Genomic DNA, 16,896 nt, shown 5'->3' on the forward strand with positions numbered 1-16,896 from the left:
GCAGAGGTGGATAGAGGAATCTGGAGCAGAAGTTGCTGCCCCAGTTCTTTGCTCACAGATCGTCTTGCCATGAGGGCACGAAGCACAAACGCTTGTGCATGTCTCAACGCAAGGTGGTGTTAGCAACTCTCAATTCGATGTATTCAACAACTACGATATGAGAGGGCCATGAGACGTAGCGCAAAAATATGAGTAGCAAGAATGACTGCGGGATGAAACGCAAGGGTAGGAGCGCGGCGCGCCACGCAGTCGTGAAGCGCCTAGGCGCGGGCCCTCAAATCACAGCTCTGTTCTTCCTTGAAAATGGCGCAGGGCTTTATCTAAAACTTCGCGTTTTTCTCGACTCAGTCTCATCAGGTCATTGACTGCGGCTTTAGAATTCAGTATCCCTAGTGGCGCAGCGACTAGCATCCAGTTAATCACATGGAAAATGCCATGCCAGCCATGCAAAACGTAACTATTTACGTCGACCAGGCGTGGAGAACGTAGCTGGACCACCTCGCGAAAAGCTCGGTAGCTTTCTGGATATGGTGCTTTCGAAGCATCTTGCCAAAAGCTCGTGTCAGCGCGAGTCGTATCGTAGTGCATGCGCAAAAAGTCACGGATACCATACCAAGACTGAAGATTAGCGTCATTAAAATCACGCACTGCATTATCTGAAATAATGCCTTGGCTCAGCATAAGTACTCGACAAAAATTCCGCACAACTTCTACCATCTGAGCAATCGATGTTGCCTCTAAAGGCTCAACAAACCCAGCTGCCAAGCCAATTGTTAAAGTGTTTTTTACCAATATTTCTTCATGGCATCCTGGGTCAAACTTAATAATTTTCTGTATATCAACATCAAAGCCTAGATATGCTTTAACTTCTTTTTGTGCATTTTCATCACTTATGTGTTTGCTGCTGTAAACATATCCAGCTCCAACGCGGTCAACTAAAGGGATTTGCCACATCCATCCGTTATTCAGCGCAATAGCTCGGCTGACCAAGTATGGATTTTTCTTTGGGTGCGGCATGTAAAAAGGGATGGCTCGATCAAGAATCAAATATTGCTTGAATGATTGCCATTGCGATGGGACAGCTTTACCGATTATTTTTCGTGCAAGACCACTGGCATCAATGATGAAGTCAAGATCTATTTCATCATTATTTTCTGTGATCAGCTTTGTTACATTTCCTTGACTGTCTGTAATTACTTGATCGACCAATACATCGCGGTGAGTTATATTACGCGATAGAGCAACTTTTTTTAAAAAGCTAGCGGCTTTGTAGCTGTCGAAGTGTAAGGAGTCAATAATGTCGGCTTGGCCTTTCGCTAGCGCTGAATCGGCATCTGCTTGCGTTGCATTTTTTTCGACTAAGTCTATTCCTCTAACATATTTATCTAATCCAATTCCTTGCTGCATTAAGGCTGAAAAAAATGGGAAATATCCATTTTCATTCCATTTTAAAGCTTCACTATCAGAAGACATGAAAGGGTGATAGAACTTGTCATTTTCAAACCCTGTTCGCCATCCCTCATAACAAAAACCCCATTTATGGGTTGCATTGGTGAACTCTTTAAATTCTGATAGATTGATATTAACGTATTTCAAGGCGGATATAAAATTAAGCAATCCCCCTTCGCCAACGCCTATAATTCCAATTTTTGAAGATTCAATAACAAGAATTTCAACATTTTTACTGAAAATCTGACGTAAAGCCAGTGCTGCGTACCAGCCTGCTGTACCTCCGCCTAGTATAACAATACGCTTGGCATTTTGTAAATTTATTGCCATGATGATCCCTGTGAAATGCTTTGAAAGTTTGAATATAAAATCTAAGAGCTAAGATTTTTAATGTCGATAAAACACTTTTGCTGACTGGTTGAATTTAGTTATTAGCAAATGACTTGTTGAGGTCTTTTGCTCAATTATTTTTTCATGCGTCTGTTTTATGGCTTCTTTTTTAGATTCGCAGCTATATGAATTCTGATGGACTATCTATCCTTATCAATAAAGCTCACTTGGCTGCATGTTTTAATGCTTGTCTTTATTTATGGTTTTTTTGTTTTATTAACTTGTGAGCAAGATAGCAAGACTCTATCGCCCTTAAGGGAAAAGATGGAGTTCTTCCGAAAAATCTTGAAGTTTTTGGTTGAAAAATCGCTTCTCTTTCTTTAACAGTTACTTGAGACCTGACAACCACGTTTGTACGCTCATCTCAGCAGCCTAAGCATTGATAGCGTTGGCGAATGTGGATTTAACTGGTCAATACAGCACAATGAGCGCCTTTGATGCAAGGAGTTTTGGTTTAAATCAAGGGTTGGTGATTTGCTGCAACAAAATTCAGAAGGCCTTATGAGTTGCTGACAAAAACTTGCTTTGAGATCGGCACAAGCCTTTGTGCTTCGTGCCCTCATGGCAAGACGATCTGTGAGCAAAGAACTGGGGCAGCAACTTCTGCTCCAGATTCCTCTATCCACCTCTTCTGCCAAAGGTGGCGTGCGCAAGTGATGCTTGAGCGAGAGACTGCTCTCCATGGAGTCTTGTATGTGCTGCAAACAGGCATTGCGTGGGAGCGCTAACTTCAGCCTTGGTCTACGGCAGTGGCATGACATGCTTGCGACGTCTACGCGACTAGCTGGGTTGTCGAGTGCACGCACGGCTGGTTTGCTGCCTTGGGAAAGGTGTGCGACCAGTTGGAACGCTGCTTAGGTCTATGCTTAACTTTACCCAAATTGGCACCAGCAATCATCTGCGCACGCTTCATGGATAGGTCGTTCCAGCGGTTCTTGGATGCAATGGGCCATGCCTTCATCATGTTGTGACGTGCGGCTGCTTGTGCATTAAGCTAACGAGTCAGCAGCCCGGTCATCGCGGTGTCCGGGCTTTTCATTGGCATTGACGGTACAGGTGTGGGTATGAGTGATTCATCCGCTTTCGGCTTTGGCAAGTTCATTCCGGGATTTGACTTTTTGCAAAATCTTGGCAAGGCGGGGACACAGTCAGCAGGGCTGCCGTCCTTCTCGCACTGGATTGCACCCACAGTGAGTGTGGAAGAGATCGACAAGCGTATTGAAGAGCTTAAGGCGGTGCAGTTCTGGCTGGAGCAAAACAGCAAAGCACTGGCTGCCACGGTGCAGGCTCTGGAAGTGCAGAAGATGACGCTATCCACCCTCAAGGGCATGAACGTCAATCTCAGTGAATTGGCCAAGGCCTTCCCATTTGCATCAGCCACGGTCGCTACGCCTGCAGGAGCCGCTGGTAATTTGTCTGATTGGCCCATGTCTGCGGCAGCTCAGGCTGCACCTTTCTCCGAGCATGAAAGACCTGCTGCACCTGCTCAACCCGAGTCTTCTGCTTCAGCTGGAGCAGAAGCTCAGCCTGACGCTACGCAGGCTGCGAGCATGGCGACTGCGATGCAGTGGTGGGGCGCGTTGACGCAGCAGTTTCAGCAGATCGCTCAACAAGCGCTGCAAGACCCTGCACAGCAGCAAGCCATGTTTAAAGCGACACAGATGTCGACGGAATTTGCGCAAGCTGCGGTGAAAACCGCAAGCGAAATGGTGCGCCAGGCGGTGGAGAAATCACCGGTTGCCAGAACTTCTGAGGTTGAGGCCAAGACGCCTCGCGGCGCTGCGGCAACACGCAAGCCGGCTGCGAAGAAAGCGTCAGCGCGCAAGACAGACGCAAAACAAAAAACAGCGCCAGCCAGCAAGGCCAGCGCCAAGCCAACACCTGCGCGCCCTGCAAGCAAGCGCACGCGTTGAATGCTGTGTTGCGGTGTTTGCGTAGCGGCTAATCGGCGTCGGAATCGCCTTTGAATGCGGGCCTGCTCCCTGGGCGTCGCAGGGCCGTGAAGACAGAAAACTCCAAGCTGCGCATGGCCGGCACCAGGGTGTAGCCCTCGCGCTGGGCAGGGTCGGTTTTTTGATCCTGCTGGTGTTGCTGTGAAAAGTCATGGGCCAGCCGCTGGATGCGCTCGACAAAGCTGGGTGCCAAATGGCGGGCGATGTGGCCATGGACCATCAGCATGCCTTTGCCGGGTTGGTCGAAGGCACCACCAAAGTAATCGAGCACCGCATTCTCTCGAAAGTAAGCCATGACAGGACCATGCGGGTGCCAGCGAAAGGTTTTGGCCAAGCGCAGGCGATAACGATTTCCCGGGCGTAGTTCAATGATGCCGATGCGGTCAAGCTGCGTCAGATAAGCCACGCCTTCAGGCATCTAAGATGCGGTAGGTGCTGGTGATTTAGGGCAGTGTCCATTGGCCGAGGACGCGGATGGCCATCAGCAGCAGCTTGCGATCCGTCGCCACGGCGGTTTCCTGCTCCAGGGTCATTTGCTGAAGCTGTGGCGGGCGATCAGCCACTCGACGTGCCAGATCGACGAAGTCCAGGCGCAGGATGCGAGACAGGGGCATATCGCATTTGTCGAACATGCGCTTGAGGCTGGATTCCGTGAGATTCAACATGGGCGCCAGATCTGCGAAGGTGTTATGGGCGGTTTTGAGCTCTTTTTTCAAGGCGAGGACAAGGTCGGTAGTCGTCCTCGTGGTCTGATTATGTGATGGAAATGACGTGCAGCATTGGTGTAACAGAGTGCTTCGCCTGTCGTGCAATGACCGTATATCGAAGATCATTCAGCGCGTTGCCAGACGCTGTGAGATTGTGATGTAGACGAGGCTGCTTGCGAGCGACGTGGATTGCTTGCGCCACAGGTGTTTGAGGTAATAAGAACTAACAAAGAGGAGCGGGTATGAGGCAAGGTACAGGGCAAGAGGGCTTACATCCCGTGCGCAAGCATCCGAATCAGTTTGCATTGCTCAGGCAGCGGCGTTTTGCGCCGTTCTTTTGGACACAGTTTGCAGGCGCAGCCAATGACAATCTGTTCAAGTTTGCCTTTACGGTCATGGTCACCTACCAGCTCAACGTGTCTTGGCTGCCGCCGTCGATGGCGGGACTGGTGATCGGTGCATTGTTCATCCTGCCTTTTCTCTTGTTCTCCGCCACATCGGGGCAGTTGACGGACAAGTGGGAGAAGACGCGCATGTTCCGCCTGGTGAAGAACCTGGAGATCGCCATCATGCTGCTGGCTGCATGGGGCTTCATGGTGGCTCATGTACCGCTGTTGCTGGCCTGCGTGTTCATGATGGGACTTCACTCGACCTTGTTCGGTCCCGCGAAGTTTGCCTATCTGCCCCAGGTGTTGAATGAGCGCGAGATTACAGGCGGTAACGGCATGGTTGAGATGGGGACGTTCGTGGCCATCCTGCTGGGCAATGTGGCCGGAGGTTTGCTGGTGGCTGTGCCCGAGGTGGGGCACCGTGATGTGGCGATTGTCTGCGTGGGCCTGGCCATAGTGGGGCGTCTTTGTGCCCAAGCCATTCCACCAGCACCTGCTACCGATCCAGAGCTGGTGATCAACTGGAATCCCTTTACTGAAACCTGGCGCAATCTGCAATTGGCCAGACAGCAGCAGGTGGTGTTTCGCTCTTTGCTGGGTATCAGCTGGATGTGGTTCTTCGGCGCGGTCTTCCTCAGCCAGTTCCCCAGCTTCGCCAAGGAAGTGCTGTATGGCGATGAGCGCGTGGCCTCCTTGCTGCTGGTGGTGTTTTCTGTGGGCGTGGGGGTTGGGGCTTTGCTGTGCGAAAGCTTCAGCCGCCGCCATGTGGAAATTGGTCTGGTGCCGCTGGGCGCGATCGGCATGACGGTGTTTGCCGTGGATCTGTACTTTGCCTCCAGACATTTGCCCGCTACAGAAGTGATGGGCCTGTCAGCCTTTCTGGCGCAGCCTGCGCATTGGCGGGTCATGTCCGATCTGGGCTTGCTGGCCTTGTCTGCAGGGGTGTACAGCGTGCCCATGTATGCGCTGATTCAAATGCGCAGCCAGCCCACGCACCGGGCTCGCATCATTGCCGCCAACAACATCCTGAACGCCTTGTTCATGATTGCCTCTGCGGTGCTCGCGGGTGGGTTGCTGGCCGCAGGTTGCAGCTTGCCGCAGGTGTTTCTGATTACCGGCATCGCCAATGCAGTTGTGGCGATGTATGTGTTTTTGCTGGTGCCCGAGTATTTGCTGCGCTTTGTGGCTTGGGTGCTGACGCATCTCATCTATCGCTTCAAGGTTCGTGGGGAACACCACATTCCCACGCAAGGAGCTGCATTGCTGGTGTGCAATCATGTGAGTTTCGTGGATGCCATCTTGTTGATGGCGGCCAGCCCCCGACCTGTTTACTTTGTCATGGACCACCGTATCTTTGAACAACCAGTGCTGGGGTGGCTGTTCCGGCTGGCTAAGGCGATCCCGATTGCTTCACCCAAAGAAGATATGGCGGTCTATGAGGCCGCGTTTGCTCGCGCTGCGCAAGTGCTACGAGAAGGCGATGTGCTGGCGATTTTTCCGGAAGGTGCCATCACGGGTGACGGTGCAATCAAGCCGTTTAAAGGTGGGGTTATGAAAATCTTGCAGCAAGCCCAGTCTGAGGGCCTGCAAGTACCGGTCATCCCGATGGCATTGCAGGGCTTGTGGGGCTCTTTCTTCAGTCGTGTGGAAAAGCGCAATGGTCACCCCACTGCCATGGTGAAGCCGCTACGCCGGGGATGGTTGAACCGTGTGAATCTGGTGGTGGGACACAGCTTGCCAAGTACAGGTTTCACCCTGGGGGTGTTGCAGGAGCGTGTAGGGGAACTTTTTAGTGAATCAAATAAAACATCCGAAGAAAAGTAGCGAAATTTGATGCTTTTCATGGCATGTGAAAACACGTCACAGAAAAACAGGGGCGTTCTCAGCGATGCTGGCGATGATGCGCACCAGCCGTGCAGACACGGCCTCAACAACACAACTTGGGGAGAGTCTTTTTCATGTCGATGCATTCTGTATTCCGCCCCGTTCAACGCACGCTCATGACCGTGGGCCTGGCTTGCACACTGTGGGGCGCCAGCACCATGGCACAGGCGCAGAGCCAGACATCTGCGGCCCTGTCGGTCATGCCGGTGGTGTCGGCGGCCATGGTCGGTGCATCCGTGGATGGCTCGGAAGGTGCAGTGGCAATGCCACTCCTGCTTTCAGCAGCTGTGACGGAGCCGGTGGTTGAGGCGCTTTCAGCCTCCGCCGATGGAGTGAGTGATGTCACCAGACGCGCCGCTGATGGCGTATCAGTGTCACAGGAGGTTTCCGGCACTGCCGTAGGATCGGCTTCGCTGGCGGTAGGGACGGTGATTGAAGCAAGTGCCAAGGGGACGGGGGTACTGCTGGCGGCTTCGGGCGAAGTCCTTGCCTTTATCCCCAATGCCGTGGGGTCAGCCCTGCTGCACAACGAACTTCTGTGAGCCTGTCAATGAAAAATCTTGTACGCATACGACGCGTCGCCTATTGCCTGGCAGCAGGCTGCGTCATTGCTGCGGGTATGCAGCCGGCTTATGCAGGCCGTAGCTGTGAGGCCAAAGTCTTGCATGTGGATACCTTTCAACAAGGCATGGATCTAGCACATCGCACGACTCAGGCGCTGGATGCACAGCACGCGCAACATGGCACCAAAGTAGTGTTGCTGGCACGAGCCGGTCAGGGCTTGAGCCGCTATGGGTTGAAGTACTCGCATTTGGGCTGGGCTTATGAGAAGCCCCTGGGGCCCTGGTGTGTGGCGCACCAGCTCAACGAATGCGGCACAGTGCAAGGGCACATTGATAGGCAGTGGTTGGGAGAGTTTTTTCTGGATGACCTGTGGCGTCCTGTGGCCGCAGTGCAGGTGCCGAATCCGCAGCTGCAGCAAGCCCTGTGGACCTTTCTGACGCAATCCGATACGGTGTTCCGTATGCAGCACAAGCCCTACAGCATGGTGAGCTATGCAGGGAGTCAGCATTATCAACAGTCCAATCAGTGGGCCATCGAAAGCTTGGCGGCTGCCATGGAAACAGTGGAAATACAACGCCGGGAGCAGGCTCCAGCCTGGCTCCAATTCAAGGGCTACGAGCCTAGCGCATTGACAGTGCGTTCCTGGACCCGCTTGGGCGGCAGGATCACGGCAGCCAATATTGCATTTGATGACCACCCAAACGAAAAGCGCTTTGCAAGCCGTATCGAGACAGTGACGGTCGATTCGGTGAGTCAGTGGCTGCAGCGCAAGGGCATGGCGGATGCATTGTTTACGATTGAATGAGTCCATGGCTCGTCTTGATGAACAGCAGATATTCTTTGGTAAGGAGTGAATGCGATGAGTAAATCGTTGCGATTGTCGGAAACGTGGTTTCGACGTGGCCTGTGGGTGGTGGCGTTGGTTTTTGCGAGCTTTTTGATCGGACTTGGCTCTACGGTGGTCGATGACTTACCGCAGGTAGAGCAGCGTGTGTCGCTGGATGACTTTATCGACCAGCAGCAGGCAAGTCCCTTGCGTACGCAGCTGGATGCATTACAGCAAGCGCAGCGCCAGGCGCTGGATGAACGCGACCAGGCCGAATTGCAGTGGCAGCAGGCGCGCAGTGATACACAGACGGCACGCGATGGCTTCAATAGCTGGATTGCTACGCGTTCTGCCACGCAGCGCAGCGAACAGGATCCAGAGGTGATTCGCCGCAATCAGGAGTTGGAGCAGCTTCGTCAGACTGAGCGCAAGGCACAGCAGGCCTTGCAAAATCAGCAGCAGGTGTTGCTCAATGCGCGCCAGGAAACGGCGCGCGTGAACCATGAACTGGAAGCGCTGGAAAGCGCTGCGCGCGACCAGTTCTACGCTGCCCAGAGGGCGCAGGAGCTGCGTGTATTCCTGTATCGCCTGGCCTTGACGCTGCCGTTGCTCGCTCTGGCAGGCTGGTTGTTCGTGAAAAAGCGCAAAAGCACCTGGTGGCCTTTTGTCTGGGGCTTTATCTTCTTTGCCCTGTTTGCCTTCTTTGTCGAACTGGTGCCTTATTTGCCGAGCTATGGCGGCTATGTGCGTTATGCCGTGGGAATCACGATCACGGTTCTGGTGGGGCGCTGGGCGATTGTGGCCTTGCAGCGCTATCTGGAACGACAGCGTGAAGCGGAGGCGTTGCCTGCCACTGAGCGCCGTACCCAGTTGACGTATGACAAGGCATGGACGCACCTGAGCAAAGGGGTGTGCCCGGGTTGCGAGCGTCATGTGGACTTGAAGGACGGTGTGACCGACTATTGCCCGCATTGTGGCATTGGGCTGTTTGAGGCTTGCCACGCTTGTCAGGCGCGTACCAGCAGTTTTGCCAAGTTCTGTTTCAGCTGCGGCAGTGCAGCTCAGCACAAGGCGACGGAGGGCTGATGCCTTGGCTGCAAACATCGCTACGGTGCTTGCAGCCGACTTTCAAAACGCAGATGGCGCAAGGGTTTGGGTGTACTGGCGAACCTGATTGCGCCCACTGTTTTTGGCGATATACAAGGCCACATCTGCCCTGGAAAGCAATTGCTCCATGTTATCTGCGGCACTGATGAGACGCACTGCATGCAGGCCAATGCTCAGTGTTACCTGGGGTGGGCCTTGGTGAAGCCCCGGAAAGCTGTGATCGCGCAGGCGTTCACATAGACGCTGTGCCACCAGCAGCGCCTGTTCACGGTCTGTGCGAGGCAGCACAATGGCGAATTCTTCTCCACCCATGCGGCCTATCAGATCATCAGGGCGCAATGTCTTGCGCGTCAGCATGGCGAACTCTTGCAGCACAAGGTCTCCTTGGGCGTGGTCAAAACGGTCATTGACGCTTTTGAAGTGATCGATGTCGATCATCAGCACAGCCACGGGCTGATCTTCCTGTGCCAGCCGCAAAAGTAATTTTTGCCCACGTTCCATGAGCGCACGGCGTGCCAGAACGCCTGTGAGAAAGTCGTGGCTGACGGCATGGTGCAGTTTTTGCAGGGCCTGCAATCGCAGGCTGTAGGCGCAAGCCACCGCCAGTGGGGCCATAGATAGCAAAGCCAGGCCGGTGCGGAAGGAGGCCACTTCCATCACATGGTCGGGAGTGAAGCTAAAGGCTCCGAAGGAGATGGCTGAAGTTTTCCAGAAGGCGATAATCAAGTTCAACAGCGCCGTAGGGAACACACCATAGGACATTGCGCACCACACCATGGCGGGGATGATGAAAGCAATCGAGCCAGGCCCAGGCAGCATCAAGCTGAGCGCTTCACTGAATAGCAGGGCGATCAAAGGCATGATTTGGGTGAGCGTCCATTTCTGGTCACTGAGTGCCCATTGCCAGCTCCAGCTTCTGGGTGCTGCGAGCAGCACAGGCAAAATGAGGACGAAGTTGTAGAACTCAGTGGATAACCACATCATGGCCGCCCGCCAAAGCGGAACGTCAAAGGCAATGCTGCTGGGCCAGGCACCAGCAGCCGTACCGCAGAAGGCGGCAATCGAGCACCCAGTAAACACGGTGAGCACGGAGCGCTGGCGTTGCAATCGCAAAGCGCTCTCATCTTGTGTGTGCAAGTAGATCCAACCTGTCAAAACACTCAAAACGTTGGCTACATTGAGGTTCAGGGCAATGAAGAGGCTGGAGCCGGTAGTCAGATCCGCTGCCACATAGGTCAGCAGCATGCATATCCAGGTAATAGGCGTATGACTGAGCCGAGGGTCGCGCAAGAGCAAGCCCAGCATGATGGCGTTGGCAGGCCAGAAAGCAGCCAGGAATCCAATCGGGCGGCTGAAAATTCCGATCATGCATGCCAGCCATAGCACAAGCATTAGCACCGTAACCCTGCGCCACAGGGGAGGCTCTGTCGAAGAAGGCTCTGTCAAAGGAGGCACGTGGTATTCAGCGGAAATCCTAAATTGCACGCATTCTTGGCTAAACGCAACAATTTGTATGACAGATAATGCCGCGTGTTTACGAAGAATTGAAGGCTGAAAGCCGCCTGCAGTGCGTGGGGCTGAAATTGAAAAAGCCTCTGTAAAGAGGCTTTTTCGTGAGTGCTGTGGAATTAAACGCCACGCGTCCGGTCGGCCTTGAATTGCGTACGGAATTTGTCGAAGGTGCCTGCATCCAGTGCATCTCGTACTTCCTGCATCAAGTTCAGGTAGTAGTGCAGATTGTGGATGGTGGTCAGCATGGGCCCAAGCATTTCGCCACAGCGATCCAGGTGGTGCAAATAAGCTCTGCTAAAGCCGTCCCGTCCACCCTGATCCCAGCTCACGCCGCTCTTGCCTGCGCAAGCGTGGCAGGTGCAGGTGGTGTCCAGTGGCTGGTGATCGGTCTTGTGGCGTGCGTTGCGCAACTTCAAATCGCCGTAACGGGTGAATACCGTGCCGTTGCGCGCATTGCGGGTGGGCATCACGCAGTCGAACATGTCCACGCCGTCGGCGACGCCTTGCACCAGGTCTTCGGGCGTACCCACACCCATCAGATAGCGGGGTTTGTTGGCTGGCAGCAAATGGGGCGTATGCGCCATGATCTCCAGCATTTCGTCCTTGGGCTCGCCCACGGACACACCGCCTACGGCATAGCCGGGGAAGTCCATCTCCACCAGTGCTTCCAGCGACTCCTGGCGCAGGTTGGTGTACATGCCACCCTGGACGATGCCGAACAGCGCATTGGGGTTTCCCAGACGCTCGAATTCGTCTTTGGAGCGCTTGGCCCAGCGGCGGCTCATCTCCATGGATTTGCGTGCTTCGGCTTCGGTGGTTTTCTTGCCGTTGGTCTCATACGGGGTGCACTCGTCGAGCTGCATCACGATGTCAGAGTTCAGCGTGGTCTGAATCTGCATGCTCACTTCGGGCGACATGAACAGCTTGTCGCCGTTCACAGGGCTTTGGAAATGAACGCCTTCTTCGGTGATCTTGCGCATGGCACCCAATGACCAGACCTGGAAGCCGCCCGAGTCGGTCAGTATGGGTTTGTCCCACTTCTCAAATCCGTGCAGACCACCAAAGGACTTCATGATGTCCAGACCTGGGCGCATCCACAGGTGGAAGGTATTGCCCAAAATGATTTGTGCGCCCATCTCTTCCAGGCTGCGTGGCATGACACCCTTGACGGTGCCGTATGTGCCCACAGGCATGAAGATGGGTGTTTGCACCTTGCCATGGTTGAGGGTCAGTGTGCCACGGCGTGCGTGGCTGGAGGGGTCGGTTTTGAGAAGTTCAAACTGCAGCATGATGGCGCGCATTGTCCCAGAAGGCCGCTTGCATTGCCGCAGATGCCTGCGTGCCGGGGTGGTCTATAGTGGAATCCACAGCATCAAAGTCACAAGGAGAACAGCATGTATACCAACATCATGATTGCCGTCGATGGTTCCAGCGAGTCGCTGCAAGCAGTACACCAGGCCTTGTCTTTGATTGAGCGAGGGCTGAGGGCTGAAATTGCGCTGGTCAATGTGCAAGAGCCTGCATCTTTGCTGCAACTTGCTACGCAAGACTCGGATGCGATAGCAGCAGCAGCGGTGGAAGCGGGTGAGCACCTGATGGCCGAGGGCGCTGCCTTGCTGGACGCTGCAGGTGTGGGCTATTCCATGGAGGTGGTGCTGGGTTCACCGAGCACCGTGCTGGTGGATATGGCCGAGCAGCTCAATGCCGACCTTGTCATACTGGGCGCGCGCGGCATGGGGGCCATACAGAGTGCGATGGTGGGGTCGGTTTCTAAGGCCGTGATTCACCGCTGCACACGTCCTGTGTTGATTGTGCGTGAGCCTGAGCAGCAGGAGCTGGCTGAAGACCAGGATGAGGCTGCCTGAACCCTACTTGCTGACGCCTACTGGTCTTTTCAAAGCTCAGGCAGCCCGGCGCTGCCAGCTTTGATACCGACGGCCTTGGCTGTAGTCGCTGGACGGTTGCGGGCGTGTTGGCAGTTTGCCGTGTGGCAAGCCGGACAGTCGCTTTAACAAGCGCCGGCAATAGCCTTTGATCCACAGGCATTTGTTGATTTCTTCCACCGGAAAGGGGCCGCTGATGACGATGATGTCCTCGGCCTCTTGCCACAGACCCGCGGCACGCAGACGACGGCGTGTATGGCTGGCCCATGACTGAATCCGAGTGGGGCTGCCGTGCTGGTGAACCTCACCTGTGTAATGGTCGAAAGCGATGGCCAGCAGATCCGTTTTGAGCTTGAAGCGGCGCTCGCCCGTCACTGCGCTGGGCGGTTCGCGCATGTCGTACAGGTAATAGCTGCCGGCTTTGAGCTGGTATTGCAGATGCATGATCATCCTCGGTGACGCATTGTCTGCGCGCTTGCGGGCTCCCAAAACTTGGAAATGCCGGGATGAATCCAGCCATTTTGTGGGAGTGCTTGGCCTGCCAAGAGGTCGGAACGATTCTGAGTGATGTCGTCCACCACCACAAGCCCCTTTGCGTGCGCAGTGCAAGCAGTTGCTTGTACGCCAAAGAAAAGCTGCGAAAGTCCATAGTTGGACCTTGCAGCTATCTTTTGTGAAACATCGAGGCCTTAAAAGTCAAGCAGACTCAGACCTATGGAAAGCGATGTGCGCTTGCGGTTGTAGTCGATCAGACTTTCTCCATAACCGCTAAACAGTTGCACGTGCAGGCGCAGGTTGCTCTTGTTGCCGTTCCAGCCTTCCCCAACGGTGCGCATCCATTCCAGGCGGCCAGAACCATAGCCCTTGCCGATACTGCCGCGCGCCGTCAGTCCCAGGGTATTCTTCTCATTGGGTTGCCAGTGCAGCTTCAGTTCACCACGGCCCCAGTAGTTCTGAATGCCGGGGTTGTCGTCATCGTCCGTGCTCTCGGCCATGCGGCGCCAGACTTTGGCGTGCACCTGCCATTTGTCACCCATCTCTGCACCCGTCATCAGATACCAGCGGTTCCAGCTGCGCGACAAGGGTTCGCTTTGCCCGTTGGAGTGATGCACCATGCCAATACCGCTGTAACGCCATTGCCAGCCAAATGGCAATTGGGCGGTGGTGGGATAGACGTAGAAGATTTCAGGTTCGTGATCAGTCGTGCGAAATGGCCGTGACAGGTCCGGGCTGAATACCTGCCAGTAGGACTGTTGCGAGTAGCCCAGCCAGATGGAGTCCTGCAGCCCCGAGCTGGGTGACGTCAACAAGCCTGAAGCCAGCTTGGTACGTGCCGAAAGTTGAATGCGCAGCTCTTCTTCCCTGAATGGGCGGTAGTCGCCAGTTCCGTGCGTGGGGCTGCTGGGCTGACGGTTGATGCTGTCCGATGTCACGACAGAGACCGACAGGGGCTTGTAGCCACGGAAGGTGAAGGTGCCGCAGTCGGAGCCGGTTTCCAGCTCGTAGAACCGCGACATCTCGCTGTAACGCGGGTCACGGCAGCCTCCGTTGGTAGGAACCAAGCCTTGGCCTGCGACAAGATCGGCCTGTACCATGGGTGCATTGGCAGCTTGCTCTACGGAGTCTTGCGCAGAGGCTGCGGGCGCTTGCCAGGCAGAGGCAGGAGGAGCTGTCAATGGCTGTTGTTGCTGTGCCCAGCTGTCAAAACAGGCCAGTCGGTCCACGTTGTCCGTCGTGGCGGCACACTGGCGCCAGGCGTCTGAAGCCATGCTGTCAGATGCGGTCTGGGCGACAGCCGTGGGAGCCAATACTAGTGTGAGCAGTGCGCTGGCCGTACATAAGCGGTAGGTCATCCGTTATCTCGTTTCTTTATAGATTGCCCTGAACCCGGGTTGCTTGTCGTGTAGCGTACGCAAAGCCAGGGCATTGCCCCGTCAGTCAATACCAACAGCCGACACAGGACATGGTTTTTCCCACTGATACGGACAGCCTATATGGCCCACAGGAAGTGGTGTGTGGCTTGGCTAGACTTTGGGTGCAGCTTCTGCCTTGCGTGCCAGTTGTTCACGCAGTTGGCGCAATTTTTCACGTGGATCTTCGCGTGCCGTGCTGGCATCCAGATTCATCTCTTTGATAAAACGGCTGGGCTGGCATTGCACCATCTCTCGGCCTTTTTTGCGGCGTTTGGTCCAGCTGACCGCCAGTGTGCGCTGCGCCCGGGTGATACCCACGTACATCAGCCGACGCTCTTCCTGCAGGCGCTGGGCGATGTCCTCGCTGACTTTTTGCTGTTTGCCGTCGTCATCGTCGAGCTTGAAAGGCAGCATGCCTTCGGTGACACCCACCAGCATCACATGAGGCCACTCCAGACCCTTGGAGGCGTGCAGCGTGGACAGGATCACCATGTCCTGCTCTTTTTCACGCTCGCTGATGGTGGATAGCAGCGCAATGTTTTGCGCCACTTCCAGCAGGCTTTTGGTTTCCGTCTGCGTGGTTGTGCCCGCTGCGTCTTCGATGTGACCGCCTGCGCGCTGGCTCATCCAGTCGCAGAACTCCAGCACATTGGTCCAGCGCGCAGCGGCCACGGTTTCACTGTCTTCGCTGTCGTACAGATACTGTTCGTAGCCAATTTCCTTGAGCCAGTCGAGCATGAAAGTGCGTGAGGCCTCGGCACCCAGCGTGTGGCGGGCGCGGTATTCCAGGTCATTGATGTAGCGGCCAAACTCCAGCAGCCCTTCGTGGGCCTTTTTGGGCAGCACGGCCGCCAGCATGTGGCTGAACAGAGCGCCAAACATGGAGAGCTTGTGCTGGCCGGAAAACTCCCCCAGTTTGCCCAGCGTGGTGTGGCCGATGCCGCGCTTGGGTGTGCCAATCGCGCGCAGGAAGGCAGGGTCGTCGTCGTTGTTGATCCACAAACGGAACCAGGCGCACAGGTCTTTGATTTCAGCGCGGTCAAAAAACGAGGTGCCGCCGGAAACTTTGTACGGAATGTTCAGCTTGCGCAGCGCTTTTTCAAAGGGTTTGGCCTGGTGGTTTGCGCGGTAGAGGATGGCAAAGTCCTTCCACGCGGGCTGTGGGTTGGTGTTGGCGCGCAGGCTCAGGATGCGCATGGCGGCGCGTTCGGCTTCATGTTCTTCCGTATCGCAATCCACAATGCGCACCGGCTCGCCTTCGCCCAGCTCCGAAAACAGGGTCTTGGGAAACAGCTTGGGGTTGGGGCCGATCACATTGTTGGCCGCACGCAGGATGGCGCTGGTGGAGCGGTAGTTCTGCTCCAGCTTGATGATCTTGAGCTGGGGGTAGTCCACTGGCAACTTTTTCAGGTTGTCCAGCGTGGCGCCGCGCCAGCCGTAAATCGACTGGTCATCATCGCCCACTGCGGTGAAGTGCGCGCGCTCGCCCACCAGCAGTTTCAGCAATTCATACTGGGTGGCATTGGTGTCCTGGTATTCATCCACCAGAACGTGGCCCAGCAGGCGCTGCCATTTTTCTCGCACCTCGACATGGCCTTTGAGCAGGCGCATGGGCATGCCGATGAGGTCGTCAAAGTCCACGCTCTGGTAGGCCGTCAAGCGCTCTTCGTAGCGCTGCATGATCAGCGCAATGCTGCGCTCGTGGTCATCTTGCGCCATGGCCAGTGCCTTGCGGCTGTCCCATCCGGCGTTTTTCCAGTTGCTGATGGTCCACTGCCACTGACGCGCCGTGGCCACATCGGTGGTGCCACCAGCACAGTCTTTGAGAATGCCGGTGACATCGTCTGAATCCAGAATGCTGAAACTGGGCTTGAGGCCGAGCACATGGCCGTCTTCACGCACCATGCGTACTCCCAGCGAGTGGAAGGTGCAAATCATCACGTCTTTGGCCTGACGGCCAATCAGCCCTGATGCACGTTCACGCATTTCGGCGGCTGCCTTGTTCGTGAAGGTGATGGCTGCAATGCGTTTGGGAGCCAAACCGTTTTCAATCAGTTTGCCGATCTTGTGCGTGATGACGCGGGTCTTGCCCGAACCTGCGCCAGCCAGCACCAGGCAAGGGCCTTCGGTGTAGTGGACAGCTTGGAGTTGAGCGAGGTTGAGACCAGCGGACATGGCAATCAGAGGCAAAGAGGAAAAAGCAAAGTCCTGTCGAGCAGGAGCCGGACAATCATACGCAAGCGCTTGGCCCAACGTGCGGGTGCTGGGCCATGCCCGCGTGCGCACACAGTTTGGCTGCGGCAACAACTGTCGCCGGGGT

At 55.3% G+C, this 16,896-nt stretch carries 12 protein-coding genes and 2 pseudogenes; 7 read left to right on the forward strand and 7 right to left on the reverse strand.

Annotated features, from left to right (window positions below; translation table 11 throughout):
* Positions 1 to 279 precede the first annotated feature (279 nt).
* Positions 280 to 1,779, reverse strand: coding sequence for a tryptophan 7-halogenase (locus QEP11_RS05055; RefSeq protein ID WP_284335553.1), 1,500 nt, complete (start codon positions 1,777 to 1,779; stop codon positions 280 to 282).
* Positions 1,780 to 2,385: 606 nt separating this feature from the next.
* Here QEP11_RS05055 and QEP11_RS05060 point away from each other — a divergent pair.
* Positions 2,386 to 2,620, forward strand: a pseudogene (locus QEP11_RS05060) (IS5/IS1182 family transposase); the annotation flags it as partial.
* A 283-nt stretch (positions 2,621 to 2,903) separates the two neighbouring features.
* Positions 2,904 to 3,752: a PhaM family polyhydroxyalkanoate granule multifunctional regulatory protein gene (locus tag QEP11_RS05065; RefSeq protein ID WP_284335554.1), complete on the forward strand. Its 849-nt coding sequence runs from the start codon at positions 2,904 to 2,906 to the stop codon at positions 3,750 to 3,752.
* Between the two features lie 28 nt (positions 3,753 to 3,780).
* On the opposite strand, the pseudogene QEP11_RS05070 reads toward QEP11_RS05065, so the two are convergent.
* A pseudogene (locus QEP11_RS05070) lies at positions 3,781 to 4,582 on the reverse strand (helix-turn-helix domain-containing protein).
* Positions 4,583 to 4,740: 158 nt separating this feature from the next.
* Here QEP11_RS05070 and QEP11_RS05075 point away from each other — a divergent pair.
* The 4 genes from QEP11_RS05075 to QEP11_RS05090 all read left to right on the forward strand — a co-directional run bounded on the left by QEP11_RS05075 (position 4,741) and on the right by QEP11_RS05090 (position 9,247).
* Positions 4,741 to 6,711, forward strand: coding sequence for an MFS transporter (locus QEP11_RS05075; protein ID WP_284335555.1), 1,971 nt, complete (start codon positions 4,741 to 4,743; stop codon positions 6,709 to 6,711).
* Between the two features lie 134 nt (positions 6,712 to 6,845).
* The gene (locus QEP11_RS05080; protein ID WP_284335556.1) at positions 6,846 to 7,313 is read left to right on the forward strand and encodes a hypothetical protein; all 468 of its coding nucleotides are present in this window, start codon (positions 6,846 to 6,848) and stop codon (positions 7,311 to 7,313) included.
* 8 nt (positions 7,314 to 7,321) lie between these two features.
* Positions 7,322 to 8,140: a DUF2145 domain-containing protein gene (locus QEP11_RS05085; protein WP_413788678.1), complete on the forward strand. Its 819-nt coding sequence runs from the start codon at positions 7,322 to 7,324 to the stop codon at positions 8,138 to 8,140.
* 54 nt (positions 8,141 to 8,194) lie between these two features.
* Positions 8,195 to 9,247 (forward strand): zinc ribbon domain-containing protein, encoded by a 1,053-nt coding sequence (locus QEP11_RS05090; protein ID WP_284335557.1) that lies wholly within the window; start codon positions 8,195 to 8,197, stop codon positions 9,245 to 9,247.
* Positions 9,248 to 9,289: 42 nt separating this feature from the next.
* On the opposite strand, the gene QEP11_RS05095 is transcribed toward QEP11_RS05090, so the two are convergent.
* Both QEP11_RS05095 and tgt read right to left on the reverse strand, forming a co-directional pair.
* Positions 9,290 to 10,636: a GGDEF domain-containing protein gene (locus QEP11_RS05095; protein ID WP_284335558.1), complete on the reverse strand. Its 1,347-nt coding sequence runs from the start codon at positions 10,634 to 10,636 to the stop codon at positions 9,290 to 9,292.
* Positions 10,637 to 10,896: 260 nt separating this feature from the next.
* Positions 10,897 to 12,069 carry a tRNA guanosine(34) transglycosylase Tgt gene (tgt, locus tag QEP11_RS05100; RefSeq protein WP_284335559.1) on the reverse strand — a complete coding sequence of 391 codons (1,173 nt, stop codon included), beginning with the start codon at positions 12,067 to 12,069 and terminating at the stop codon, positions 10,897 to 10,899.
* A 105-nt stretch (positions 12,070 to 12,174) separates the two neighbouring features.
* Here tgt and QEP11_RS05105 point away from each other — a divergent pair, with 105 nt between their 5' ends.
* On the forward strand, positions 12,175 to 12,645 hold the full coding sequence (locus QEP11_RS05105) for a universal stress protein (RefSeq protein WP_284335560.1): 471 nt from the start codon (positions 12,175 to 12,177) through the stop codon (positions 12,643 to 12,645).
* Between the two features lie 36 nt (positions 12,646 to 12,681).
* Here the strand turns inward: QEP11_RS05105 and QEP11_RS05110 are convergent, their stop codons facing one another.
* The 3 genes from QEP11_RS05110 to QEP11_RS05120 all read right to left on the reverse strand — a co-directional run bounded on the left by QEP11_RS05110 (position 12,682) and on the right by QEP11_RS05120 (position 16,751).
* The gene (locus tag QEP11_RS05110; RefSeq protein WP_284335561.1) at positions 12,682 to 13,107 is read right to left on the reverse strand and encodes a hypothetical protein; all 426 of its coding nucleotides are present in this window, start codon (positions 13,105 to 13,107) and stop codon (positions 12,682 to 12,684) included.
* Between the two features lie 245 nt (positions 13,108 to 13,352).
* A complete protein-coding gene (locus tag QEP11_RS05115; RefSeq protein WP_284335562.1) occupies positions 13,353 to 14,516 on the reverse strand; it encodes a phospholipase A in 1,164 nt (387 codons plus the stop codon).
* Positions 14,517 to 14,687: 171 nt separating this feature from the next.
* Complete coding sequence (locus QEP11_RS05120) at positions 14,688 to 16,751, reverse strand: ATP-dependent helicase (RefSeq protein ID WP_284335563.1); 2,064 nt, start codon at positions 16,749 to 16,751, stop codon at positions 14,688 to 14,690.
* Positions 16,752 to 16,896 lie beyond the last annotated feature (145 nt).

This window comes from Comamonas halotolerans (assembly GCF_030162935.1).
GTDB classification, from domain to species: domain Bacteria; phylum Pseudomonadota; class Gammaproteobacteria; order Burkholderiales; family Burkholderiaceae_C; genus Comamonas; species Comamonas halotolerans.